We start from the raw sequence: 24,521 nt of genomic DNA, 5'->3' as shown, positions 1-24,521 counted from the left end.
CTAAAGAAATTTTTAGCGGCCTTTTATTTTTTGTTATTTTCTATATACTTAAGCCAAAGTAAGTGGTTGTAGTAAAACAGAATAACAATGAGTACCAGCCATTTCAGATGACAAATTCAGGTTTTAAATACTTCATCGACCCTCCCCATACATCTATGTTTGCGCGAATTTTTGGGGTCCTGTCTTTTCCAATAGCAAAAGAAATGGCGATAACTGCCCGAACCGATACCAGCTATGAAAACCACTTTCATACCCTGACGGAACTCAGCGGCGTTAAATTTGAGCTCACCTCAGAGGAACTTCGCCAGATTGCCATTTTCATTAACACCAACTGGCCGACAGACGGAAAAATTCACGCCTGCATGATTCTGGACAGTGAACTCGCCCATGGGCTTGTCCGAATGTATGACACCTTTGTCGAAGGTCGAGCTGACAGCCCTCAGATATTCAGAACTGATACTCCGAATTTAAAAAACAAAGTAATCGAGTATATGGAACTCCCTTCCGATCATCAGTTCCCTGACTTTCTCAGTTTCGCCTGATCAAACTCCAGAACAAAAAACGGGAGGCAGAAGCCTCCCGTCAGTCTTTTATAGTTAGGTCGGTTAGCCAATAACGCTACCGTCCTTTTTGGTTATGGCAATTACGGCAGAGCGCGGCGCTGCATCACCACCATCTGGGAAATGGCTGTCACCACGTTCACCAGGATGCTGAATACCGACAAACATGGTACGGCGATCCGCACTCCAGGTAATACCTGTAACCTCACACTCTTTTGGACCAACCAAGAAGCGTTTGATTTCACCGGTTTCCGTGTCCGCGCATAGCATCTGATTGTTGCCCTGACCTGCAAAGTCCTTGGCATTAGAATAGTTACCGTCCGTCTGGATCCAAAGGAAGCCCTGGCTGTCAAATGCCAGACCGTCCGGGGAGTTGAACATATTCTCCTCGGTGATGTTTGCAGACCCCTTTCTCAGGTCATTGTGAACTGCTGGGTTGCCAGCCATGGCGAACAGATCCCAACCAAATCCTTTAGCTGTGTGATCGCCGCCTTCTGGGCGCCAGCGGACAATCTGGCCAAACAGGTTTTTCTCCCGTGGGTTTGGACCACCAACTGGGGTTTCATCGCCGCCTTTATTTGGCTTCACACCCCGGTTTTTGTTATTGGTGAGTGCGCAGTAAACTTCAGCCTTGGAAGGATGAGAGGTAACCCATTCAGGACGATCCATCGTCGTCGCACCAACAGCAGAAGCGGCCATCCGGGTATGAATACAGATTTCAGCCTTGGATTTCATGCCAGTTGTTTCAGGGGTCAGGGCAAGCCATTCGCCTTTGCCATCCTCATGAAATTTCGCCACATAAAGCGTGCCATCTTCCAGAAGATTGCTGTTGTCGCCGCCTTGAACATATTTGCCAGCGGACACAAAACGATACAGGAACTCACCCCGCTCGTCATCGCCAAGATAAACCACTACATGACCATCATTGGCCACGACCAATTCCGCGTTTTCATGCTTGAACCGACCAAGCGCGGTGCGTTTTTTCGGTGTTGAAGTTGGATCCAGCGGATCAATCTCAACGATGTAACCAGCACGGTTTGGCTCGTTCGGGTTCTTGGAAATATCAAACCGCTCATCCGTCATCGCCCAACCATAGCCCCAGTCTTTGAGGCCAACGCCGTAGCGTTTTAAGGCTGGATCCACCTGATAGTTTTCATCACTGCTGGAGAAATAACCGTTAAAGTTCTCTTCGCAAGTCAGGTACGTGCCCCATGGTGTGCGGCCGTTTCCGCAGTTATTCCAGGTTCCAAGGCTCTTTGTACCGGAGGGGTCCGCAGCGGTTTTCAGCAACTCATGTCCGCGGGCCGGACCTGTGATTTCCATTGGGCTATCTGCTGTCAGACGGCGGTTATATTTTGAGTCTTTTACAACAGTCCAATATCCATCCGCATTGGACAGCTCAAGCACAGAAATACCATGGGCGGCTTTGCCTTTGCGAACATCATCGGCCGTTGCTGGCTTGCCGTCGTTACCAGGATAGATGATTTTCCGGTTTGTATATTCATTATTCACAGCCAGAATGTAGCGCCCTTCATGGGTAAAGAGGGCCATACCGTCGTTATTGTCTCCAAAAGACAGCTCCTGGCTTTCTCCGTTTCCGCGCGTGGCATGATCGAAATTCACGCCTTTTGACCAAAGCGGATCACCCCAACGGACAACAACCTGCCAGTCATATCCGTCTGGAACTGTGATGGTGTCGTTGGAATTGGCTGCTACAGCCTTGAAGGCCAAACGGCTGGTTGCCATTGCATCGCGGCTGGAAAGGACAGTGGAGCCCAGAACCAGGGACCCCAGACCAAGGGCAAGCCCCCCTTTCATAAAGCTGCGGCGGGCCAGCATCTTGTCTGTCAGGATTTCAAAGTCGGTCTGTTCAGGACCCGGGTTTTCAATTTCATCAAATTCATCAAAAGTCAGATCTTCACGATCAATCATCTTCGCCTCCTAGCTCAGGATCTTTGTGGTCCGGATTATCGGGATCGGCTGTGACAGTTTCTTTTCAGATTGATGAAAGTCCCGCTTCAGGATGAAAGAAATACGGATCAAAGCGTCTACAGGATCACTTGATCCCGGAGCGCATGAAAGACTGCACGAATTGCCGTTGAAATAGCAAAAAAGCAATCAACAACGGCGCCGATGTCATCAGGGTCGCCGCATTGATCAGCGCCCAGTCCACTCCCTGATCGATGGATGCAAAAATACTAAGTCCTACTGTCAGCGGTCGTGTCTCTTCCGAGTTGGTGACAATGAGCGGCCAGATATAATTGTTCCAGTGATGACTGACGGAAACCAGTCCGTAAGCCAGATATACGGGCATGGCAAGCGGCACATAAACCTTCCAGAGAATTTGCAGGAGATTAGCGCCTTCCACCTTTGCTGCTTCTTCCAGCTCTATAGGTACTGTCTTGAACGTCTGACGGAGCAGGAAAATCCCGAAACCAGAAGCCATATAGGGCAACCCGATTGCAGTAATGGTGTCAATGAGCCCGAGTTTTCCCATAGTCTGATAGTTCTCGACAATCAGAATGTCAGGCATCACCAGCAGCTGCAGCAGAACAAGTACAAACAGAAGGTTCTTGCCCGGAAATTCGAAGCGGGCAAACGCAAAAGCCGCAAGGGTACAGAGCACAAGCTGAGCTGCCAAAATCAACGTCACCAGCATGACCGTATTGAGGAAATACCGCGCAAAGGGAGCTGCGTTCCAGGCTTTCTGGAAATTCTCGAATGTCAATGGCGCGAAGAGGTCAAAACTCGCCGAATAGGCCGTCGGGTGAATGGCTGTCCAGAAGGCATAAAAAAGTGGCAAAAACCATAGTAATGCCAATGTCCACGCCCCAACGTTATGAAGCAGCCTGTCATAGTCAAACGAACGGCGGGCAGATGAAATCTCAGTCATGTCACTCATTGGTAATGTACCTTCCGGTCCATCAAATAGAACTGACCAACCGCTATCAACCCCAGTATCAGCAATAGAACCGTCGTCAGCGTCGCGCCATAGGACGTATCCCAGAATTTGAACGCGGTTTCATAAATGTAGAATAGCAGCAGGGAACTGGAATTATTCGGACCACCATTGGTCATCACGAAAATATGGTCAATCAGGCGAAACGAATTGATCACTGCGTTGATGGAAACAAATAATGTTGTGGGCATCAAGAGCGGGAATGTAATCCGCCAGAACATATACCACCTGCTCGCGCCTTCAATTTTTCCAGCTTCATGCAGGCTGGGTGGGATAGCTTGCAGGGCAGCCAGATAGAAAATCATGAAAAACCCCGCTTCCTTCCAGATCGCCACCGCCATGACGGCGTAAAGAACACTGTCCGGATCACCGAGCCAGTTCTGTGAGGGAAAACCCAGAAACGCCTGAATTTGGGAGATCAGTCCAAAGCCGGGCGTATAAAAAAACATCCAGATATTTGCGACAGCAATCAACGGCAATACGGTTGGCGTGAAATAGGCCATGCGAACAAAGGCCCGGCCCCGGATATGACCGTTCACCCAAAGGGCCATGGCCAATGACAGGATGATAGAAAGCGGAATGGTGCCAAAAGCGTAGATCGCGTTATTCCAAAGGACCTGCCAGAAAACACTGTCGGTCAATAAATATTCGTAGTTATCCAGCCCAATAAACCTGGCCGGACGGCTTCCCTTTGGCGTCGTGAAGAAACTGTTCCAGATCGTGGCAATAGTCGGATAGTGGGTAAATGCAAACAGCAAGACCAACGCTGGCAAAACCAGCAACCATCCATATAACCGGGCGGGGCGGTGTAACATATAAACCTCAAGAAAAACTGGGTCAGGACGACAGGGAGAGGAACGCCCTGACCCAAAGCTGAGTTCTTAGCGATAAGCCTTCAGAACGCGATCAGCTTTCTGCTGGGCATCCTTCAACGCAGAGGCGGCATCCATCTTACCTGTGATGACGGTTTCCAGCGCTTCATTGAAGATTTTAGTAACCCGCTGGTTTTCAAATGTGGAGAGCTCCGCAACGGCATATTCCAACTGGTCACGCGCGACGAGGGCTGGTGGGAAGTCTTTCACATAGGCCTTCATTGCAGGAGTTTCCCAAGCATCCGGACGCGGGGCAACATAGCCTGTTGCAATCGTCCATTTTGCAGCCTGTTCCGGCGCGGTGATCCATTTCACGAAATCAAGGGACGCTTTCTTCTGCTCATCAGAGGAGCCTTCGAAGATGTAGAAGTTACCACCACCTGTTGGCGCACCGCGGCGTTTATTGGCTGGCAGCATGGCCACGCCGAAATCAAACGGGGCATTGTTGCGAACATTGGTCAGGTTACCTGTGGATGTCCACATCATGGCTGTCTGACCCTCAAAGAAAGCCTTCGGTGTTGTTCCCCATTCCAGAATACCTGGGCCCATCACTTTATGCTTGGTGGAAAGATCAACCATATATTGAAGGGCTTCAACAACTTTTGGATCGTCAAAGTTGGTTTTGTTGCCTTCGGAGTTGGCGAGGATCACATCATTCTGTGTGGTCAGGCCCTGAAATAGCCAGTAAGGAAAGCCGGATGATGGAATGCGAACACCCCATTGAGTGACGTTGCCAGACGCATCTTTTACGGTCAGCTTCTTGCCCATCTCAACCATTTCTTCCCAGGTTGCAGGGGCCTTATTTGGATCAAGACCTGCCTTTTTGAAAGCTTCCTTGTTCCAGTATAAAACCGGAGTGGACCGCTGAAATGGAATGCCGTAAGTCTTGCCACCCGTTTGACTGTTTTCCATAAATGCAGGATAGAAACCTTTCAGCCATTTCTTCTCTTCATCAGTGCTGATCAGGTCATCAACGGCAACGATCGCACCCTCATCGATCAGGGTAAACATGTCCACAGACAGGATCACGGACAGCTGAGGTGGCTTGCCACCCCGAACAGCTGTCAGCGCCTTGGTGACTGTGTCCTGATAAGAGCCGGCGTAAACCGCATCGATAGTTACATCTGGGTTGTTCTTCACATACTCAGATGTCAGGCTTTCAATGGTTTTTGCGGCCTTACCGCCAACAGCCACCGGAAAATAGAATTGCAGATCTACAGCAAAAGCTGCCGAAGACGCCATTAAGGTCACGGCGGTAGCAGCTACGCCCAGTCCCATTTTTTTCGCTAGTTTTAACATTGTCTCTCTCAAATCGGTTAGGTAACAGGTCAGGCATGTGCCCGGTATTGCAGGTTTCCGAACAGGTCTGATTTCTCCAGACGGGAACCCGAATTCGCATCAAAGACATGCAGGTCGTCCTCTTTCCAAGACAGGAAAAGGCTCTCGCCCTGCGCAAAATTTTTGTTTTTATCTGTTCTGAGGGTCAGGGTTTCAGTGCCGATCCGGCAATCCACCAAGGTATCGGCCCCCAAAAATTCCGAGCTGATAACTGTCGCCCGGATCCCCTGCTCACCAACAAGGACATCTTCCGGGCGCACACCCATCACTAGCTTTTCCGGCGCACCTTCGCTCCGGACCTCAGCGATTTTTTCATTGCTTCCCGAAACGCCAAAAACACCTTCTGAATTCTCAAGAGAGAGAAGGTTCATCGGCGGCGTGCCAATAAATCGGGCCGTAAAAGCTGTCGCTGGGTTTTGATAAATTTCGGTTGGGGTGGCGATTTGCTCAATCTGCCCATTATTCAGCAGGACAATCTGGTCCGCCATGCTGATCGCCTCCACCTGGTCGTGGGTCACATAGACCATCGTAATGCCAAGTTTCTGCTGCAATTCCCGGATTTCAACGCGCATCTCGTGACGCAGTTTTGCATCCAGGTTGGACAGCGGCTCATCCATTAGGCAGATCGGTTTTTCAGATATGATCGCACGGCCGAGGGCAACCCTTTGCTGCTGTCCACCAGATAGCTGAGAAGGCTTCCGATCCAGCAATCCTTGCAAATTAAGAAGGCTTGCCGTTTTCTGCAGCTGGGCTTGCTGGTCTGCTTTGGAGACCTTGCGGATCTTTTGTCCAAACAGGATATTTTCCGCCACACTCAGGTGAGGAAACAAGGCATAGGACTGGAATACCATTGAGAGATTCCGCGAAGACGGTCCCTGATGGGTCACATCCTCACCATCAATCAAAATTTGTCCCCCGCTACAGTCCTCAAGCCCGGCCAAGAGGCGAAGCGTTGTGGATTTCCCACAGCCTGAAGGCCCCAGAAGTACGGTAAAACTCCCTTCTGGTACGGTGAAGCTGATCCTGTTGACAGCAACAGCATCAGCCCATGATTTAACGACACGGTCAAACGTGATTGACTTCAATTGCGACACCTTGAACTGAAAAAGCGACCGCCCCTGATAGAAGATCGCCTGATAATGACATCGCTGAAGAAACTAGATTTGGACGATTTCTCTTTTATTGCGGTATTTTTTCAAATTTGTTACGGGCGCAACTTTCGAAAGCTCTAATATGACTTTTGAAATCCAAATGATATGAATTCGAAACTCCAAAATTTTACCTATTTTTAAGCTGCTTTACGTAAACTAACGGTCTGTTACTTTGGCCTTCCCTTTGCCTTGCTTTTTGAAGGCCAGAGAAGGTTTGACCAAAACAATTGCGGTGAAAGCGCTGAGACCTGAAGTTGTTAGTTGGGCTATGTATGGTGAGTAAAATGTCTTATCTCTTTGCGCGGCTTCTCGCCTGTTGCCTGGCTGCCTTCAGTTGGTTACTGCTGTCAGCGACCCTTTCCTTAGCTCATGAGAAAAAGACTATCATTTGGGGCATTGTGGACGAATTTCCCGTCTGGATTACCTCTGGTGCGAATAAAGGCATGGGCATCATGGATGTTCGTTTGCGCCTGCTCATGGCGGAGCTGTCAGATTATAATCACCGACAAATCAGCATGAGCCTTCCCCGCGTTGTTGAGGAACTCAAAGGCGACTCGCGTTTCTGTTTTATGGGTATCCTGAAAACCCCGATCCGGGAAACATTCATGCATTTCTCACCGGCTGCACTCCTAGCCCAGCCGACAAGCCTGGTGACAACCAAATCCAATTTGGAAAAACTCGCGCCCTATCGAGACGAGGCGGGAAAGCTGGACCTCAAGGCACTTCTCCAAAACGAGACTTTTAGCCTCTTTGTCATGCAGGATAGATCATATTCCCCATCGCTCGACACAATGCTCCGTGATTTGAGGCATGAGGAGAACGAGAATCTCAGACTGCATCGCGGAATGCCGCGTTTCAATTTGCGAGCAAAACAATTGCTGGCAGGCCGCCTTTCAGGGCTCTTGGGCTCTCCTCTTGAAATTTACAACATCGCGCTTTCAAGCGGTGAAGAGCATGAACTCTCATTGCTCCCTATTCAAAATGAACCTAATGAAACTGTTGCCTATGTCGGATGTTCCAAAAACGGTATCACACATAAAACCATGAGTGATATTTCCAGCGCGGTTTTAAAGCTCCGATCAACTGCCGACTTTGTCACTCCTTCACTGACTTGGTCACCCAACGTGTTCAGAAAAGACTACGAAAAACTGGCAAGGCGTGCGCTTGCTGACGACTTCCCCGATTGACGGACATTGGCCTTGGCAGGGTTTAAGAAACTCTGCTACCCTGAACCAAGTACAATTGAAAAAGCCCGCGCAAATAAAAACAAAATCGGCGGGATATCTAACTGAAAGTTCTCTGTTATGCTTGCCTGGTTTCTGGCTTTGGGTGCGGCCTTCTGCTACGGACTTGGATTGGTCCTAATCCAGCTGGGCCTTCGATACCTGTCCCCACTTCAGGGGGCTGCCATTACAGCACCAGTTGCTGCTGTTCTGTTTACCCTGCTCTCTGGTGTTCAGGTCGATTTCAGCCAGTTCAATATGACCGCGATCTGGATCTTCATTGCCATTGGCCTCATGTTTCCGGCCTCTGTCACGCTGCTCGTCTTTGCCAGTAACGCCCAACTTGGCCCCAATATCACCAGTGCCATCGGCAATTTGACGCCCGTCTTTGCGGTCTTTTTAGGTGTTCTTGTCCTGGGGGAGCAGATCGGGGTCTATCAGGTTGCCGGGATTGGCATCGTCATCATTGGCGCCACGTTGCTGACTTTCACCCGCCTTGCCAGTGACAAACCATGGCCTTATATCGCGCTGCTGCTGCCGCTTGGCGGGGCTTTTGTAAGGGGCATCACTCAACCCGGTATCAAGTGGGGACTTAGCTACTGGCCTGAACCACTTGTAGCAGGCACCATCGGCTATATTGTCTCTGCCATCATGCTCTCTGCCTATTTTGTCTTCAAGCGCGGCAACAGCCGGGCAATTTGGACTTCTCCTGGCAGCCCCTGGTTTATCTCTGCCGGTCTGGTCAATGGCGTCGCGGTCCTGCTGACCTATAGTGCCCTGAATATTGGAGAGGTGGCCGAAGTCTCCCCTCTCATTGCCACCTACCCGTTAGCCACCCTTCTGCTCAGCTCGCTGGTCTTTAAAACAGCTTCCTGGAATGTGCGCCAAGCCCTTGGCATTCTCACCACCGTCGTCGGTGTCGGGGTCATTCTAATCGCCGGCACCTGATGCCAGCAGCCCTAAAGTTTTGAATGTTTTCATTTAGGCTAGAACTTACCCCATTCTTTGGCTAAATTTTTTATCTTCAATCACGAAAAGAGTTTCCTTCGCACCATGCCCCTCTCTCTCATCGAAGCCTCCGGCACTCCTTTTGAACTTGGTCATCAAATCGGAACTGCCATTAAAGCCACAGTCCAATCCATCAGTATCCATAATGAAGAGTTTGTGGCGGCTGAACGGAGATGGACCGGTAGTGACTATATCAAGCAAATGATGTCCCTAACCAAGGACGTCTATCCCGCCTTTATGGAAGAATTACGTGGACTGGCCGAAGGAATGGACATTGGTTTTGAGCGGGCCTTCATCTGGAATTGCCGGGGGGATCTGCGCTGGCCGGATGATATTTCACCGGAAATGGCTGCCAATCTTGCCGAAGGCTGCACCTCTGTCATCATCCCACCCGCAGATGGTAATCCCGGAATGATCGCCCATAATGAGGACGGCTCCTTCGATTACGAAGGGCATTGTTTCTGGCTGAAGGCAAATCCCTCAAACGGTCCCGCTTTTGAGAGCTTTCTGTATCCCGGCATGATCGCTGGACATTCCATGGGGGCTAACTCTGCAGGCATTGTGCAAACCATTAACAACATCCGGGTACATGATCTGAAACCTGGCCTACCCCGTCATTTCATCTGCCGTGCGATCCTTGGCAGCAGCAGCATGGACGAAGCCATATCTCACCTAAAACGAAAAGACCGAGCGTCTGGCTTCCATCATAATCTCGGATCCGCCAAAGAAGAAAAATTCCTCTCAGTTGAGGCACCGGCGAGCGGCTGCGCCATCAAGGAAGTCTCCGGCGCACCCTCAACACATGCTAACCATCTCGTGTTTGAGGAATTTAAAGGCATCGATCAAGAGATCACGACTTCTTCCGGTAATCGTCAATGCCGTTCAGAAGCTCTCGTCGAGGCCCTGGAAACCCCGTATCCTGATCCAAAGAACATCCTCTTTGATCAGAAGAGTGGCGAGGAAATCTTGCGGATGCCAAAAGATGGGGGCGATGATTACGGTCAAACTCTGGCCACCGGTATCTTCACGCTGGGTCAGTCAGAGATCACCATTGATATATATCGGGACTACTCAAAGAAAGACACCGCGCAACACAGACTTCCGCTTATAAGCTGAATTTCTACTTTCTTATTTGCCCCATATAGATAATTGACTAATACTAGCTCCATAACAAAAAACTAAAATTAGATGGAGTGGTAAAATGAGGGGAATTTCGTATCTGTTCTTGGGAACAGCATCTATTTATGTTGTGCTCGGGATGATCTGGGGCATTCAAATGTCCGCATCAGGGGATCATATGTTGGCACCGGCCCATGCGCATCTCAACCTGATCGGCTGGGTCGGCATGGCGATTTATGGCTTCTATTATCATCTGGTTCCAACTGCCGGTGAAAAGTTACTCGCCAAGATCCATTTCGGGGTCGCCACACTAGGGGTTATTATTCTCACACCGGGAATTGCGCTTGCCCTCGATGGGACGACTGAATCACCAGCAAAGGCAGGATCTGTGCTGACCTTAATCTCAGGCTTGATCTTCGCCTACACCGTTTTGCGGAATAAATCAAAGTAACCGGTTAAAACAATTAAACTAGAATTCAGGTCTTGCAGCCCAGCGCTTCGTGGAGCAAATCCGGGGAGATCTGGGCTCTTGCCAAATTGGCGCGCCAGAAATCTGTTGAATGCAGAATGACATTACAAAGGTTGCTGCCGATCAGATTTGCCTCTGCTAGAGACGCATTGCTGAGGTCAGAGCCTTGCAGATCTGCACCGCTAAGATCAGCCCCGGTCAGGTCTGCACCGGTTAAATTTGCGTTCTTGAGATTAGCGCCGCTCAAGTTTGCATTGGCCAGACTTACCATGGTCAGGTTCCGGCCTTCCAGGTTAGCACCGGCAAGATCTTCCGCGGATAGATCAGCCCGCTGCCCTTCCCGGTTTCCCTGTAACCATTGATGATGGGTCGTCAGGGTTTTCAGAAGATAGCGGCTTCGGGCTGCGATCTGCTCTTTATACTGCTGCTCAACAATATCTTTTTGGGTAATGCGGGTATCAACCGGCAAGCGCGTGACCCCAAGGATTACGTTCAAGACCCTGCGGGCATGGGGCAGATCGAAGGCCTGCAGCTCGCCGGATACGGGACTTGCCCCCGGATAAAACCGAACTTCATAGACATAATCGACAAGCTCTGGAGCTGGCGAGCCTGCCGCACCGGTTCGGGCTTCTGCAGCTTTCAGCGCTTCGAGTTCAGCGGCCAATTCTTCTGGTGGAATATGCGCCCGGTTATGTCCAAGGCCAACTTCTAAGTCATCATTTCCGCTGGATCGATGCGCCGGGTTCATCATGGCTGCTTGTGTCCTTTACCTGATCGCTGAATATGCGAATTCACCTAATATTAGGAGGGTAGAAAGCAACCTTTAACTTTTCATTAAGAAAACCGGCCCCATGAAAAAAGAGGGCGCAAAAATGCACCCTCTTCTCATCCATCATTTTTAACTTTGGCTTACGCCGCCGCCAGAACCTCGAGTTGCTCTTCAGCGGACTGAACTGCTTCTGTTTTTGGATCCTCACCGAGGGCCAGGCCTTCCGCATACACATACTCAATATCTGTGATGCCAATGAAGTTCAGGAATGTATTCATGAAACCTGTCTGGGTGTCGGCTGGCGTGCCTACATATTTGCCGCCCCGGGTCGCGAAGATGTAAACCTTCTTACCCTGAACCAGACCCTGAGCACCCATTTCGGTATAGCGGAAAGTTTTTCCGGCAACCGCCACATAATCGATCCAGGCTTTCAAAGCCGATGGTACACCGAAGTTGTACATGGGCAGGCCAAGGACGATAACATCAGAGGATTTCAATTCATCAATCAACTGATCAGACAGGTTTGCGGCTTCCACCTGTGCAGGGCTCCTGTCTGCCTCATCGGCGCCAAAACCACCAAGGGCTTCGCCTGTCAGGTGTGGAATCGGATTTGCACCCAGATCGCGCTCAATCAGTTCACTACCGCTATGGGTTGCCAGATACTGATCGACAAATTTCTGGCTCAGGCCATTGGACGCACTATGTTCACCCAGGATACTGCTTTTGAGATAAAGAATTTTAGTCATGGTCTGCTCCTTCGGCTGACAATCAATTTTGCATGACTTGAATTTAGTATCTGTTTTTCTGATTTAAAAACGCTATTATCTGATAATTATGATCTAAAAAATTGATAGGTTTATCATGGCAAGCCCGAAAGTCAGTCTGGAACAGTGGCGCATCCTGCATAGCATCATCACCGAAGGCGGCTTTGCCCAGGCCGCCCAGAAGCTGAATAAAAGCCAGAGTGCTGTCAGTTACGCTGTTGCCAAGATGCAGGAACAGTTGGGCATGGAGATCCTGACCATCCGGGGGCGAAAAGCAGAACTGACCGAGGCAGGTGAACTTCTCCTTCGTCGCTCTCGCACCCTGCTGGAGGAAGCGGAAAATCTGGAAGCCGCTGCCCGCTCCCTTAATCAAGGGTGGGAGCCGACCATCTCCATCGCTTCAGAAGTCCTTTTTCCAACGGGAATCTTGATGAGGGCTTTGGAAAGGCTCTCCGAAACTGCTCCTCACACTCGGGTTGAAATTATTGAAAGCGTCATGTCCGGGACCGAGGATCTGATCCTGCAGCAAGCCGTTGATCTGGCCATCTGCAGCGGACTTCCAGCTGGCGTCAGCGGTGTACCCTTAATGGATATCCAGTTTAATCTGGTCTGCTCCCCGGATCACCCCCTTGCCCAGCATCAGGGGAAAGTCACCTTTCAGCTTCTCTCCCGTCACCGGCAAATCATTGTCCGGGATAGTGGCATGAGCCGTCGGGGGCAAGGAGGCTGGCAAAAAGCAGAGCAACGCTGGACCTTCAGCAATCTTGGCTCAGCCCGGCAAGCCATCGTGAACGGTCATGGCTTTGCATGGATGCCAACCTGCCTGATGAGTAATGAATTATCATCCGGACACATCATCCGGTTGGAGATGGAAACGCCAACAAAAAGACAAGCAACATTAAGCCTCACCCAGCCCAACCCTGATCTCGTCGGACCAGCCGCCAGGCTGCTTTATGACATCCTTCTGGAAGAAGTGGTTGTCCATCAAAATGAGTTTGAAAAGCACCAGGGTCAGCTGGCCGTTGGTTAGGCTTTCTTCGCCGCTTTTCGTCGGGGGGCGGCTGCTTTCCGCCGCTTGACACCCTGCTCAATATATTCGATCACCTGACTGGCAATATTAAGACCGGTCACGTTCTCAACGCCCTCAAGCCCGGGCGAGGAATTGACCTCCAACACCTTTGGCCCATCGTTGGAGCGCAAGAGATCCACACCAGCAAACCGAAGCCCCAATGCTTTTGCGGCCCGGACCGCTGCGGCCCGTTCTGCAGGACTGATTTTCACTTTGGACGCTGTTCCGCCCTGATGCAGGTTGGAGCGAAACTCCCCTTCCTCAGCTTGCCGTTTCATGGCGGCAACCACCTTATTGCCAATCACGACACAGCGGACATCCGCGCCTTTACTTTCGGCAATAAACTCCTGCACCAGAATATTGGCTTTCAAGCCCCTAAACGCCTGAATAACAGACTCGGCCGCTTTCTGGGTTTCCGCAAGCACCACACCGCGCCCTTGTGTTCCTTCCAGCAGCTTCAGCACCAAAGGCGCCTTACCGACAGATTTCAGCATGTCGCGAATATCTGATGGGGAATGCGCGAAACCGGTTACCGGCATACCAATGCCTTCACGCGCCAGTAACTGATGCGCAAACAGTTTGTCTCGGGATTGACCAATTGCTTCTGCATTATTCAGTGAATAGGTCCCCATCATCTCAAACTGACGAACAATGGCCATACCGTAGAAGGTAATGGAGGCACCGACGCGCGGAATAATCGCATCATAGGCAGGCAGGGAAACCCCCTGATAATGAATGTCCGGCTTATCGGACGTGATGTTCATATAGCAGCGAGTTGTGTTAATCACATCCACGGAATGACCACGGCTCACCGCAGCATCAACCAGACGCTGGGTAGAATAATTCTCAGGCTCCCGGCTCAGGATCGCCATCTTCAACCGCTGATCGCCTGTATGCTCTTTAATGATCTCATCATAAAGGGCTGGGGAAAGTTCCCCGCACAGCATGGATTGATCAGGATCCACGACAATCCGTCCTGACATGGTGGAACGCCCTACCAGCATCCGGTATTGCATATCTTCCCGGTTGGTCAGGGACAGCTCGACCGGCCACTCCTGCCCATCAATTCGAAAAGGTGTCCTGACGATATACCGCTCTTCAGATTCCCCGTTGGAGCTGATGATATTGCGGACATCCACTACTTGGGAATCACATTGAATTTCCACGTCAGGCCGTTCTGGCAAAGGATGCACAAGATACCGGACCCTTTGAACGCCGCCCTTCTCATAGGCTTCGATGTTGATTGCATGTAGCGATGAGGTTTGCGCGCCGGTGTCAATCTTGGCTTTGATCGCATAGAGACCGAGCTCGGGCAAAGATACCCATTCGTCCCATCCGACCACAATAGATTGATTTTTCTTCGCCATAAACGTCTCCCCTTGTGCCATCGCCAGCTCCCATTGAAACCCACTTTTCCTAAGGAGGCATTCCAATACACCTGAAGTCTGGAAAAGGGAAGCTGGTTTCTAACGTCTTTCCCAGACTTTGGTGACGGCTCTATGACGTCGGATCATCCTTAAAAGTCCCCAGAAATTTCCGAAGCAGTTCGTTTAGGGACTTTTGCTCCGCCTCACTCAGGCCTGAAACCAGGTTAGCCTGAGTCATAACATGTTCCTCAACAACCTTGTCAATGAGGGTGAAGCCTTTTTCTGTCAGGGAAATCATTCGGCTGCGGGCATCTGCCGGGTTCACCACCCGCTTAACCAAACCTGCTTTTTCAAGCTGGTCGATACGATTTGTCATGGTGCCCGAGGTCACCATGGTACTTTTGATCAGATCACCTGGGGACAGCGCATAAGGCTTACCTGCGCGCCTTAAAGTCGCCAGCACATCAAAACTCGCTGCCTGCAAACCATGCTTGGCAAAGGTTTTTCCCATGTCCTGCTTTAAATGAGCTGTCACCCGCCCCATGCGACCGATCAGGGCCATGGGCGTAACATCAAGGTCCGGTCTCTCCCGGCCCCATTGCTCCGTAATCATATCAATGTGATCCATGTCACGGACTTTATCCAAGAATTTATCTTGACGTCAAGATTTTATGTTTTATCTTGACATCAAGATAAATATGGAGACCCCCATGACCCGATATTCTGATCTCGCTCTTACGGCGCTGGCCCCCGCTATCTGGGGCAGCACCTACATTGTAACCACCGAACTGCTGCCAGCTGGCTATCCGATCACAGTTGCTTTTCTCCGTGCATTACCGGCCGGACTTCTGTTGTTGCTGCTGGTCCGGCAACTGCCCAGCGGTATCTGGTGGCCGCGAATCTTTTTGCTCGGGGCATTTAATTTTTCCATTTTCTGGACATTGCTTTTTATTGCCGCCTATCGCCTGCCGGGCGGGGTTGCGGCAACCGTCGGCGCCTTGCAGCCCCTGATCGTCATCTTCCTCGCCCGCTTTGTGATCGGAAGCCCAATTCGCGTTTTATCCATCATTGCGGCCATCCTCGGCGTCGGCGGTGTTTCCCTTCTCTTATTGGGGCCAGAGGCAACACTTGATCCGATTGGCATCACTGCGGGTCTTGGCGGGGCTCTTTCCATGGCGCTCGGTACTATCTTTACCCGGAAATGGGCGCCGCCCGTCTCACTCCTGACCGTAACGGCCTGGCAATTGACTGCTGGCGGGATTTTACTCGCCCCCCTCGCTTTCTTTGTGGAACCCTCTTTACCAACCCTGACCACCAACAACTGGATCGGTCTTGGCTATCTCAGCCTGATCGGCGCTGCTGCAACTTACATGATCTGGTTTCGCGGGGTTGCCCGAATAGAACCGTCGATCATCTCGACCCTTGGCTTTTTAAGCCCGACTTCAGCGCTCCTGCTCGGCTGGATAGTGCTTGGTCAGCCGCTCACCAGCATACAGCTGCTCGGCATTGTGGTCATCATGGTCAGCCTCTATCTCAGCCAATACCGACCGCGCCCTCAGCCCACTTTGGCAACCGCCCAATCCAACTGAACCCACCGCTATTTCAAAATTTAAAGGAAACTCAAATGAATATTCTTCTCTTCGGTGCTGCTGGCGATGTCGGTCGACGCGTTCTCGATGAAGCCCAGTCCCGCAACCTGACCATCACCGCCCATGTGCGAAACCCGAACAGAGCCGCAACGCTCCCCAGCGGAACCAGCACCGTCTTTGGTAATCTCACCCCGGACAGTGACCTTAAAGATTTAATGAAAGGCCATGACTTGATCATCAGCGCTCTTCGCCCGCCGGAAGGTGACGAAGACTTGCTTCCAAAATTAACTGCCATGCTGATCAGGAACGCTGAGCAGGTCGCCACTCCCCTTCTTGTAGTCGGTGGTGCAGCCCGCCTGAAACTTCCCGGTAAAAACACCACAGTTTTAACCGAACCGGGGTTCTTACCCGATGCTATTCGCCCCATTGCCGAGGCTTGCCAGCGACAATCGGATTTGTTCGAGCGTGTCGATCAAGTCGACTGGACCTACATTTCCCCGCCAGCTCTCTTGCAACCGGGTGTTCGAACAGGGACTTATCGGATGGGTCAGGATGAACTTGTCACGGCTGCTGATGGCAGCTCCCACATCAGTATGGAGGATTTTGCTATCGCCATTCTGGATGAAGCCCAAAACCGGCGACACATCCGGCAGCGGTTCACCGTTGGTGCCTGACACCATCGGCTGAGGGGTTGGTCAATTTTGTGTGCCTTTGGCCGACCCCTTATTCCCCACCATAGGAAATGGCACTCAGGATCAGGTCAACCGTTTCGCCGTCGCTCGCCAGCGGCAGAAGAATCCATTCAACTGATTTGAAATCCAGATTATAGCGTAGTTTTCCCTGACCGAAGAAATGCTTGGGCATTCCCGTTTCCGCGACTTCTTTGCGTTGATGATACCCAACCGAGTTCTCATAATCAGGGAACACTTCGTCAAAATACTTCCCAGTAAAATCCCGTTCAAACGCATTATTGATGGCGGTTCCTAGAAGCCGGATCTTCAATCGGAAGGGATCGCGCTCCACATCCATCATGGAAATATGCGGCAGCAACCTGGGGATATCCATGGGATCAAATTCCTTGCGGCTCGGCAAGTGATCTCCGGGATGGATCTTCACCCAGTAATCAATCAACGACTTCAATTGCCATTGCGTTATTTTGTCTGCGAGTGCCTTGCCGCGCGCCAAACTTTCTTCTGCTTTTGACGTCACGATCCTACTCCTGCCATCTGAGTTCGTTTTCTTGCTTTTGGCATGGACCCGGATTGTCGGCTTTTCATCTCTAACCCTTCACAGACTACTAAATAAGACTTCTTGAACATAATATCCCGCAACCTGGCTTTGCATCAATAGGGCACTCAAAACAGGCTTGAGATTCTTTGATTTTTGCCCTTTATGCCGATCCTACCCACCGGACCGGAACCAGAAACTCTCCAGGAGATCATGAAGTTCTCTATATATTTACTCTTTATAGTGGTTCTAAAACAAAATGATCGCAAGCGGATTATTAGTTGCCAAAAGCACATATTTTAGATAATTTAAACAACAATAAAACGAACGAGACATCCAATGACTGGCAACACTCTCGCCTCCCGCAGCGCCTACATGCGCCATTTTACCCGGTTTTATACACAAAAAGCTGGGGTCCTGAACGAAGTCTTATTGGACAGCGCCTATGGGCTTACCGAAGCCCGGCTGATATACGAAATGGCAGTCCGGCAAACCTGTTCAGCCAAGGAATTATCCGCCGATCTGGAACTGGATCCCGGATACATCAGTCGCTGCCTGAAAAAAATGCAAAAACTAGGCCTGATCCAGAAATCTCCAGCCTGTGAGGATCGGCGTCAGATGAATATCACGCTGACCGATCGGGGGCAGAGTGAGTTTAACAATCTGGATCAGAAATCATCTGCCCTCTTTGGCAATTTGCTCAAAGACCTTTCGGATGCTCAACAGGCCACCCTGCTGGAGGCAATGGGCACAATCGAAACTCTTCTGAAGGGCTCCCGGTCGCCTTCAGACCCGGTCATCATCCGCCCACATCGACCTGGAGATCTGGGCTGGATTGTGTCCGCGCATGGGCGCCTGTATTTCGAAGAATATGGCTGGAACACGGATTTTGAGGCCATGGTGGCTGAGATCGCCGCAGAATTTCTCAACAATTATAAACCGGGCCGGGAAATCTGCTGGATTGCAGAGCGAGCGGGTCAAAATCTTGGCTCTGCTGTGGTTGTCGAGGAAGATGAAAAAACCGCTAAACTGAGACTGGTGATCCTCGATCGTCCGGCGCGCGGGACCGGCATCGGCAAGCGTCTGGTAGAAGAATGTCTGAATTTCGCTCGCTCCGTTGGGTATGAGCGAATGAATCTCTGGACCAATGCCAATCTACACGCGGCAATCGCCATCTATGAAAAGCTTGGTTTTGAAAAAATCTCAGAGGAGCCGCATCACAGTTACGGCAAAGACTTGGTCGGCCAGTTCTGGACCAAAGACCTATGAGCAAACCTCAGCATCTTCTGGCCATTCTCTCCGCGATGGTTGCTGGTGCAATTGTCGGGGTTGCGGTTGTTCTGTCCCGCTATGTAATGAAGGAAACCACACCGGAGATACTTGCACTGCTCCGCTATAGCTTCGGGGTTCTCTGTTTTCTGCCCATCGCAATCCCTGCCTATAAAGGATGGTTCAAACTCAAAGACATCCTTCCGGTTGCTATCTTGGGGATCGGTCAATTTGCGATCCTCATTTTGTTGCTGAACCATTCCCTGAATTACATTTCATCTGCCCGGGCGGCACTGGTTTTCTCGACCCTTCCCTTGCAGACCATGATCCTTGCGGCAGTGCTGGGCCGGGAGAAACTAACCTGGCAGAAATCTCTTGGCATCATTCTAACCATTCTGGGACTTGCAGTAACGGAATGGCGCACTCTCTTTTCTTCTGATGGCAATGATCAGGCCTGGATCGGTATTCTACTGGCAGCCGCAAGCGGATTGTGCGGGGCCACCTGCAGTATCTTCTACCGCCCTTATCTGGAGCGATATGCTACAACGACTGTCAGCACCTTCGCCATGTTTGCCTCCGTCGCCTTCCTATTTCTTTACTCCCTGCCAACTGACGCCTTTTGGGAGATCCCAACCCTGTCAGACGGTGTTTGGTGGGCGCTTGTCGCCGTTGGCGCAAGTAGCGGGATTGGCTATTTCACCTGGCTCTGGTCACTCAAACATCTGGCGGCAACCACTGTTACCATGTTCCTTTGCCTGGGCCCCATTACAGCCACGCTGCTTGGCGCCATCTTTTTAAGGGAAGCCATCACCACCTCGTTTCTGGCTGGGTTGATCATCGCCATTGCCGGTATCCTGATTGCCCTTGCCGCAAAGGAAAAGGTCACCCCAATCCCGCAGGCCTGACACCACCCCAAGCAGAAGACGGTTCTATTCAAAATCAGAAAAGGCGGTGAGTTCTCACCGCCTTTTCCTTCTACCCCTCGGCTCGGGACTGACTAGTCAGTCGTTGCCCGTTTCAGCTGCAATGGCTGAGGAGCCGGGGCAACCTTGTCGAGGCTTGGTTTAGGATCCACTGGATCAGTTGGCGCCAGTTTCGCCCGTTTTGGTGCTGGATCTACAGGTTCAGCTGGGGCCCGTTTCTTGGGTAATTTTGGCTCAGATGGCTCCGTTGGGGCTTTATCCAGTTTTGGAGAACCGCCCTGTTCACCGTAACCAAGTTTTCCACCTTGACCACCCAGAGGAACAGCGACCTGTGGCTTGCAAGTATGTTTGAAAGTGCCGGTATCAAACTCCTGAAAAGCACCCCATTCACCATCTGGCAGAGTTTTCCAGCGGGCTTTAATGCGCATGTTATGGTGATAGGTTTTGCCGTCATGGATAGCCATGTAAGAATATTTATCCTGAGACAGCATATCCTTCAGTGGGAACGAGAAATCCACATGAGCGTCACCAACTTCAGGGTTATACACAATCCCGGATGCCTCGTAGTAGTTTCCGTAGTTTGAATATGTGTTGCTATGCGAGTAGACGACCAAGTGAACTGCGCCCAACTCAGAACCAGTCGCCTTCATATTTACCCGAAGCATCGGATTCTGACTTGGAAGACATTTGCCATTGTGGTGGGGAATATTGGCCATGAAATCAGCAGCCGTCAGTTTGAACGGAACTTCTGGCGCCTGCTTTCCGCCATTGCCACCCAAATTGCTAACCAACTGTGGGTTCAACTGGGCTTTGTCTGTGATTTCCGGATCGCCCTTATAGGTAATCTGGATCGTGTGAAGCTTAGTGTCATAGCCGAAGCTGCCTTCTTGATTGGTGTATTTCCGGCAAACAGCCGCCAATGATAACGGCCGCTGCAGCACCAGATGCTGATCCTGACGGTAGAAATCCACCAGCGTGCCACCGCCTTGGACATAGGCCTGGGCCTTTTTCTTCAATTCCTCAACAGCATCAACCCGAAGGGCTGGATGCCCCTGCTTCACCTTACTCAAGGGAACTTCATAGGTATCGTACTGGGCTTCGACAACTTTATCACCATCATGCCAAGCGATATTCATGCTGCCCTGTTTGTGCAACGTATTGAAAGAGTTCAGCTTATCACCGTTAATTGATACAGTTCCGAAGAACATGTAGGCACCAACACCGTTGATCGAGCTGCCTTTCTTACAGGTCGCATTGCCTGAAATATCAAAGTACAGTTTGCTTTCCTGCACCTGTGGGTTCAGAAAATTGATGTGTTTCTTTGTAGCTTCGTTCTTAATTGTGATCTGCGCTGCCTGACCAGTGAATGTCAGGGTCACATCCTTCACAAATTTAGAAGTGCCGGAGGCAGCTTCTGCGCCTCCGCCCAGGCCGGCCAAACCAAAACCTGTCGCAAACAGAAATGCACTGGCTTTCAAAAGTGATGTTGTTTTCATTTTAATGCCCCCTCAAGTGACATAAATCTAAAGTAATCTTGGCAGCTAAACAACGCTGCAGTTACTTCGTCTGTCGTCACTTATCAGGGAAAGGTTCAAAAAAAATTTACAACCCCTTTCTGGTTAGAAAAAGCCTCAACTATATGACCGCTTTGCATAGCCTCATGCCTGACGAAGCCTAATTCCGAACAACCCTTTAAAACCGCCTGATACCTGTTTATCGGCTTGTGTGTTCGTAACCTCAGCACCCTGAAGGGCGATGCGATGGAAGGCTTCACTGCGATGCAGGCGCGCTGTTTCTGCATATGCGGCTGTATCGATGCTACCATCTGGACGGCGGTGAATTGTTGGGGTGTTAAAATCTGTCATGGTCTTTCTCCTCGTTTGGAATACCCTTACTAAACACCCATTCTGAAAAGCCTGCTTGATGAAAAGCTTGTGGTTTTCTTTAGAATTCCCTTATTTTAGTTAACTCAATAATTACAATGTTAAATCCAAGCTCGAGACCACCGCCTGATGATATACTCATTCGCTGATTGCACGCTTGATACGACCCGGCATGAACTGGTTCGGGCCGGAGCACCGGTCAAAATTGAACCGCAGGTTTTTGAACTACTGACACTACTCGTCAGCCGCGCAGGGGATCTGGTCACAAAAGAAGAATTGATCGAGATTGTCTGGAAATCGCTGAACATTTCAGACTCAGCCATCAGCGCCCGCATTAATGCCGCACGTAAAGCCATCGGGGATACGGATAAATCAAACCGGCTGCTGCAAACAGTGCCGCGTCTTGGATTTCGCTTTGCCGCCGAGGTGACCACCGACAAGGTCGCAGACACAGAAACAGAAACACAAAGGCCCGAGATAAAAATCGAAGATCATCAGGTCATTGCCTACACCCGATCTGCTGATGGGCTTTCCTTCGGTTATGCAAAATCCGGGGAAGGGCCACCACTTCTGAAAGCCGGCCACTGGCTCTCCCATCTGGAGCTGGATTGGCACAGCAATATCTGGCATTCCTTTCTGGAACGACTGGGGCAGCATTTCACGCTCTATCGGTATGACCAGCGCGGAACAAGCTTTTCTGAAGGTGATATCAGTCACTCCTCACTTGGTGACTTTGTTGGCGATATCGCGGCTGTGGCCGATGCCGCCGGATTGGATCGGTTCCCCATCTACGCGCCGTCTCAGGCCGCCCCCATCGCCATCGAATATGCAGCTCTCTACCCTGAACGGGTCAGCAAGCTGATCCTGCACGGCGGCTATGCAACGGGCCGCCTAGTGCGGGAAAACCTGCAAGGGGATATCGACGAGGATGCGATCCTCTCCCTCATCCGAAATGGGTGGGGCAAACCACAAAGCGCATTTATGAAGGCGTTCTCATCCCTCTTCCTGCCCGATGCAACGGCCCAGCAAATTGACGAGCTTGTTAAAATTCAGCTAGCGTCCGCAAGCGCCGAAACTGCTGTAAAGCTCAGGCAAATCGTCGACGGCTTTGATGTTCGCCACCGCCTCTCCAGCTTGCAGGTCCCGACCCTTGTCATCCATTCCCGTTTTGATAGCGTTCAGCCGATCGAGCAGGGCAAGCTCCTCGCCAGTGAAATTCCCAATGCCCGATTTGTCATGCTGGACAGCCCCAACCATATCCAGCTACCCCAAACCCCGACCTGGGAACAGCTTAATCAGGAAATCATCCGCTTCCTGGAGGAAGACTAAATCCGTCACTGCCCCGCCGCAAAGGGCTTCATAGCTACATAAAAAGCCTGATGCACCGGTGTTCGCACCCCATGCTTTTGGCCGCGTCTAACGATTTCACCTGAAAACCAGTTCACTTCCAGCGGCTTGCCGGCCTCAAAATCCGTCAGCATGGATGATTGGGCGGACGGGGCCATCCCAGCAGTCATCTTAACGGTACTCTCGACCACATCTTCATCCAGCGTTACTCCTTCTGCGGCCGCAACTGCAACAGCCTCTGTAATGGCTTGCTGAAACAGATCCATGGCCAACTCCTCTGACTGCAGGTAAGCCACCTTCTGACGAGTGGTGGCCGTGATACCTGCAAAACTGGCCAGGAACACAAACTTCTTCCAAAGGGACTGCTTGATTTTAGTCGTGTAAAGGGCATCCACCCCGGCCTTGGCGCACATATCGCTAAATTCATCCAGCCGGGCAGATTTCTCCCCATTGAGCTCACCAAAGGAAATGCTGGCGAAATTGCCCTCATGGCGGATCACACCCGGGCTTTCGATGGCAATCGGTGCATAGGCAATGCCGCCAACGGCATTTTGCGGTGAATAAACCTCAGCAATCCGATCCTCGGTCCAGATCCCGTTCTGCAAGGAAATAATCGCCGTATCCGGCCCTACCATGGGACGGATCTGCTCCAATGCCGCGTCTATGTCATAAAGCTTCACAGCGAACATAATCACATCCACCGGTCCAACTTCCGCAGTATTGTCTGTCACCTGAACGGGGGATATTAACGTATCGCCCAGAACACTTTTCAGCTCCAGCCCCCGATCCTTCATGGCCTGCATATGGGCTCCGCGCGCAATAAAAGTCACATCATCTGGAAAGCGAGCCGCTAGCCGTCCCCCAAAATATCCGCCGATCCCTCCGGCGCCCATCACTGCAATCTTCATGTCTGTTCTCCTTAACCGCGGGCAAGTGCCGCCCGTTTTGGGGCGTGTTTGTTTTTTAACTAAAGCTTACATCCGCAAGGGCAAGCAGACCAGCCTCAGTCTGAGATTTTTGCAAGCTGCTTGTCATGAAGTTTACCCAGCAGAATAAGCGCAGCGATCGCGCCAATCAGCGCGTAAAACATGTCAGATTGAGTATCCCACACATATCCTTGCGTGCCGAGGAAAGCATCCGCCCCCTCTCCTGACAGAAGTGCCACCCACCATTCGATCAGCTCGTAAAATGCACTGAAAGCGAGGCAGATACTCACAACAAACAGGTTCCGCCAGGCAGGGGTCGAGACAACTGCCCGCCGGATCAGGATCTCCCGCGCGAGGATTGCAGGAATGAACCCCTGCGCCAGATGTCCCACCTTGTCATAGTTATTCCGCTCAAAGCCAAAGATCGGCTTGATCGCGTCAAAAAGCGGTACTTCGACGTAGGTGTAATGTCCGCCGACCATCAAAATCACCGAATGCAGCAGGATCAATCCATAAAGCAGGGTCGTCAGCGGAAACCGTTTATAGGTGAGCGCCATCAGCACAAAGCCGATCATGGCCGGTACAGTTTCCAAAAACCAGGTCAGCTGATCTTTGGGATTAATTCCCGACCAGATGAGAACCGCAAAAAAGATCCCCATCCAAATCATCATACGGATTGAAACTGTCAT

At 51.0% G+C, this 24,521-nt stretch carries 25 protein-coding genes; 11 read left to right on the top strand and 14 right to left on the bottom strand.

What is annotated here, in order from left to right:
- The first annotated feature begins 107 nt into the window (after positions 1 to 107).
- Positions 108 to 542 (top strand): hypothetical protein, encoded by a 435-nt coding sequence (locus HH301_RS08045; RefSeq protein WP_169568287.1) that lies wholly within the window; start codon positions 108 to 110, stop codon positions 540 to 542.
- A 63-nt stretch (positions 543 to 605) separates the two neighbouring features.
- On the opposite strand, the gene HH301_RS08040 is transcribed toward HH301_RS08045, so the two are convergent.
- The 5 genes from HH301_RS08040 to HH301_RS08020 form a co-directional block, all read right to left on the bottom strand.
- On the bottom strand, positions 606 to 2,492 hold the full coding sequence (locus tag HH301_RS08040; RefSeq protein ID WP_169568285.1) for a PhoX family protein: 1,887 nt from the start codon (positions 2,490 to 2,492) through the stop codon (positions 606 to 608).
- Positions 2,493 to 2,616: 124 nt separating this feature from the next.
- Positions 2,617 to 3,453, bottom strand: a complete 837-nt coding sequence (locus HH301_RS08035) for a carbohydrate ABC transporter permease (protein WP_206378319.1) — start codon at positions 3,451 to 3,453, stop codon at positions 2,617 to 2,619.
- A 5-nt stretch (positions 3,454 to 3,458) separates the two neighbouring features.
- Complete coding sequence (locus tag HH301_RS08030) at positions 3,459 to 4,334, bottom strand: carbohydrate ABC transporter permease (protein ID WP_169568282.1); 876 nt, start codon at positions 4,332 to 4,334, stop codon at positions 3,459 to 3,461.
- 66 nt (positions 4,335 to 4,400) lie between these two features.
- Positions 4,401 to 5,690, bottom strand: coding sequence for an ABC transporter substrate-binding protein (locus HH301_RS08025; protein ID WP_169568280.1), 1,290 nt, complete (start codon positions 5,688 to 5,690; stop codon positions 4,401 to 4,403).
- 29 nt (positions 5,691 to 5,719) lie between these two features.
- Positions 5,720 to 6,814, bottom strand: a complete 1,095-nt coding sequence (locus tag HH301_RS08020) for an ABC transporter ATP-binding protein (protein WP_169568278.1) — start codon at positions 6,812 to 6,814, stop codon at positions 5,720 to 5,722.
- A gap of 350 nt (positions 6,815 to 7,164) precedes the next feature.
- Here HH301_RS08020 and HH301_RS08015 point away from each other — a divergent pair, with 350 nt between their 5' ends.
- The 4 genes from HH301_RS08015 (at position 7,165) to HH301_RS08000 (ending at position 10,681) form a co-directional block, all read left to right on the top strand.
- Positions 7,165 to 8,067 (top strand): TIGR02285 family protein, encoded by a 903-nt coding sequence (locus tag HH301_RS08015; RefSeq protein ID WP_169568276.1) that lies wholly within the window; start codon positions 7,165 to 7,167, stop codon positions 8,065 to 8,067.
- 117 nt (positions 8,068 to 8,184) lie between these two features.
- Positions 8,185 to 9,051, top strand: coding sequence for a DMT family transporter (locus tag HH301_RS08010; protein WP_169568275.1), 867 nt, complete (start codon positions 8,185 to 8,187; stop codon positions 9,049 to 9,051).
- Positions 9,052 to 9,156: 105 nt separating this feature from the next.
- A complete protein-coding gene (locus HH301_RS08005; RefSeq protein ID WP_169568273.1) occupies positions 9,157 to 10,227 on the top strand; it encodes a C45 family autoproteolytic acyltransferase/hydrolase in 1,071 nt (356 codons plus the stop codon).
- Between the two features lie 85 nt (positions 10,228 to 10,312).
- Positions 10,313 to 10,681, top strand: coding sequence for a hypothetical protein (locus HH301_RS08000; protein ID WP_169568271.1), 369 nt, complete (start codon positions 10,313 to 10,315; stop codon positions 10,679 to 10,681).
- A gap of 25 nt (positions 10,682 to 10,706) precedes the next feature.
- Here the strand turns inward: HH301_RS08000 and HH301_RS07995 are convergent, their stop codons facing one another.
- Together HH301_RS07995 and HH301_RS07990 are read right to left on the bottom strand one after the other, a co-directional pair.
- Complete coding sequence (locus tag HH301_RS07995; RefSeq protein ID WP_206378228.1) at positions 10,707 to 11,450, bottom strand: pentapeptide repeat-containing protein; 744 nt, start codon at positions 11,448 to 11,450, stop codon at positions 10,707 to 10,709.
- Positions 11,451 to 11,608: 158 nt separating this feature from the next.
- A complete protein-coding gene (locus HH301_RS07990) occupies positions 11,609 to 12,214 on the bottom strand; it encodes an FMN-dependent NADH-azoreductase (protein ID WP_169568270.1) in 606 nt (201 codons plus the stop codon).
- Positions 12,215 to 12,329: 115 nt separating this feature from the next.
- On the opposite strand from HH301_RS07990, the gene HH301_RS07985 reads away from it, so the two are divergent.
- Positions 12,330 to 13,262, top strand: coding sequence for a LysR family transcriptional regulator (locus HH301_RS07985; protein ID WP_169568268.1), 933 nt, complete (start codon positions 12,330 to 12,332; stop codon positions 13,260 to 13,262).
- On the opposite strand, the gene rimK is transcribed toward HH301_RS07985, so the two are convergent.
- Both rimK and HH301_RS07975 read right to left on the bottom strand, forming a co-directional pair.
- The gene (gene rimK / locus HH301_RS07980; RefSeq protein ID WP_169568266.1) at positions 13,259 to 14,668 is read right to left on the bottom strand and encodes a 30S ribosomal protein S6--L-glutamate ligase; all 1,410 of its coding nucleotides are present in this window, start codon (positions 14,666 to 14,668) and stop codon (positions 13,259 to 13,261) included. The two genes, HH301_RS07985 and rimK, sit on opposite strands and share 4 nt — an antisense overlap.
- Before the next feature lie 130 nt (positions 14,669 to 14,798).
- Positions 14,799 to 15,296 (bottom strand): MarR family winged helix-turn-helix transcriptional regulator, encoded by a 498-nt coding sequence (locus HH301_RS07975; RefSeq protein ID WP_169569538.1) that lies wholly within the window; start codon positions 15,294 to 15,296, stop codon positions 14,799 to 14,801.
- Between the two features lie 82 nt (positions 15,297 to 15,378).
- On the opposite strand from HH301_RS07975, the gene HH301_RS07970 reads away from it, so the two are divergent.
- Positions 15,379 to 16,257, top strand: coding sequence for an EamA family transporter (locus tag HH301_RS07970; RefSeq protein WP_169568264.1), 879 nt, complete (start codon positions 15,379 to 15,381; stop codon positions 16,255 to 16,257).
- Positions 16,258 to 16,292: 35 nt separating this feature from the next.
- Positions 16,293 to 16,931: an NAD(P)-dependent oxidoreductase gene (locus tag HH301_RS07965; RefSeq protein WP_169568262.1), complete on the top strand. Its 639-nt coding sequence runs from the start codon at positions 16,293 to 16,295 to the stop codon at positions 16,929 to 16,931.
- 49 nt (positions 16,932 to 16,980) lie between these two features.
- Here the strand turns inward: HH301_RS07965 and HH301_RS07960 are convergent, their stop codons facing one another.
- On the bottom strand, positions 16,981 to 17,466 hold the full coding sequence (locus HH301_RS07960) for a PAS domain-containing protein (protein WP_169568260.1): 486 nt from the start codon (positions 17,464 to 17,466) through the stop codon (positions 16,981 to 16,983).
- Positions 17,467 to 17,823: 357 nt separating this feature from the next.
- On the opposite strand from HH301_RS07960, the gene HH301_RS07955 reads away from it, so the two are divergent.
- Both HH301_RS07955 and HH301_RS07950 read left to right on the top strand, forming a co-directional pair.
- Entirely contained in the window at positions 17,824 to 18,753 is a 930-nt protein-coding gene (locus tag HH301_RS07955; RefSeq protein WP_169568259.1) for a bifunctional helix-turn-helix transcriptional regulator/GNAT family N-acetyltransferase, read from the top strand.
- Positions 18,750 to 19,658: a DMT family transporter gene (locus tag HH301_RS07950; RefSeq protein ID WP_169568257.1), complete on the top strand. Its 909-nt coding sequence runs from the start codon at positions 18,750 to 18,752 to the stop codon at positions 19,656 to 19,658. Before HH301_RS07955 ends, HH301_RS07950 begins: the two co-directional genes overlap by 4 nt.
- Before the next feature lie 92 nt (positions 19,659 to 19,750).
- On the opposite strand, the gene HH301_RS07945 is transcribed toward HH301_RS07950, so the two are convergent.
- The gene (locus HH301_RS07945) at positions 19,751 to 21,172 is read right to left on the bottom strand and encodes a hypothetical protein (protein WP_169568255.1); all 1,422 of its coding nucleotides are present in this window, start codon (positions 21,170 to 21,172) and stop codon (positions 19,751 to 19,753) included.
- A 162-nt stretch (positions 21,173 to 21,334) separates the two neighbouring features.
- The gene (locus tag HH301_RS07940; protein ID WP_169568253.1) at positions 21,335 to 21,541 is read right to left on the bottom strand and encodes a hypothetical protein; all 207 of its coding nucleotides are present in this window, start codon (positions 21,539 to 21,541) and stop codon (positions 21,335 to 21,337) included.
- Positions 21,542 to 21,688: 147 nt separating this feature from the next.
- Between HH301_RS07940 and HH301_RS07935 the strand changes: the two genes are divergently transcribed.
- Positions 21,689 to 22,888: an alpha/beta hydrolase gene (locus tag HH301_RS07935; RefSeq protein WP_169568251.1), complete on the top strand. Its 1,200-nt coding sequence runs from the start codon at positions 21,689 to 21,691 to the stop codon at positions 22,886 to 22,888.
- Between the two features lie 5 nt (positions 22,889 to 22,893).
- Here HH301_RS07935 and HH301_RS07930 read toward each other — a convergent pair whose 3' ends face one another.
- Positions 22,894 to 23,814 carry a ketopantoate reductase family protein gene (locus HH301_RS07930; protein ID WP_169568249.1) on the bottom strand — a complete coding sequence of 307 codons (921 nt, stop codon included), beginning with the start codon at positions 23,812 to 23,814 and terminating at the stop codon, positions 22,894 to 22,896.
- Positions 23,815 to 23,909: 95 nt separating this feature from the next.
- Entirely contained in the window at positions 23,910 to 24,521 is a 612-nt protein-coding gene (locus tag HH301_RS07925; protein WP_206378226.1) for a DUF2238 domain-containing protein, read from the bottom strand.

This window comes from Sneathiella limimaris (assembly GCF_012932565.1).
GTDB lineage: Bacteria > Pseudomonadota > Alphaproteobacteria > Sneathiellales > Sneathiellaceae > Sneathiella > Sneathiella limimaris.
The sequence above is the reverse complement of the archived record's forward strand: the minus strand, read 5'-3'. Positions and strand labels throughout refer to the sequence as shown.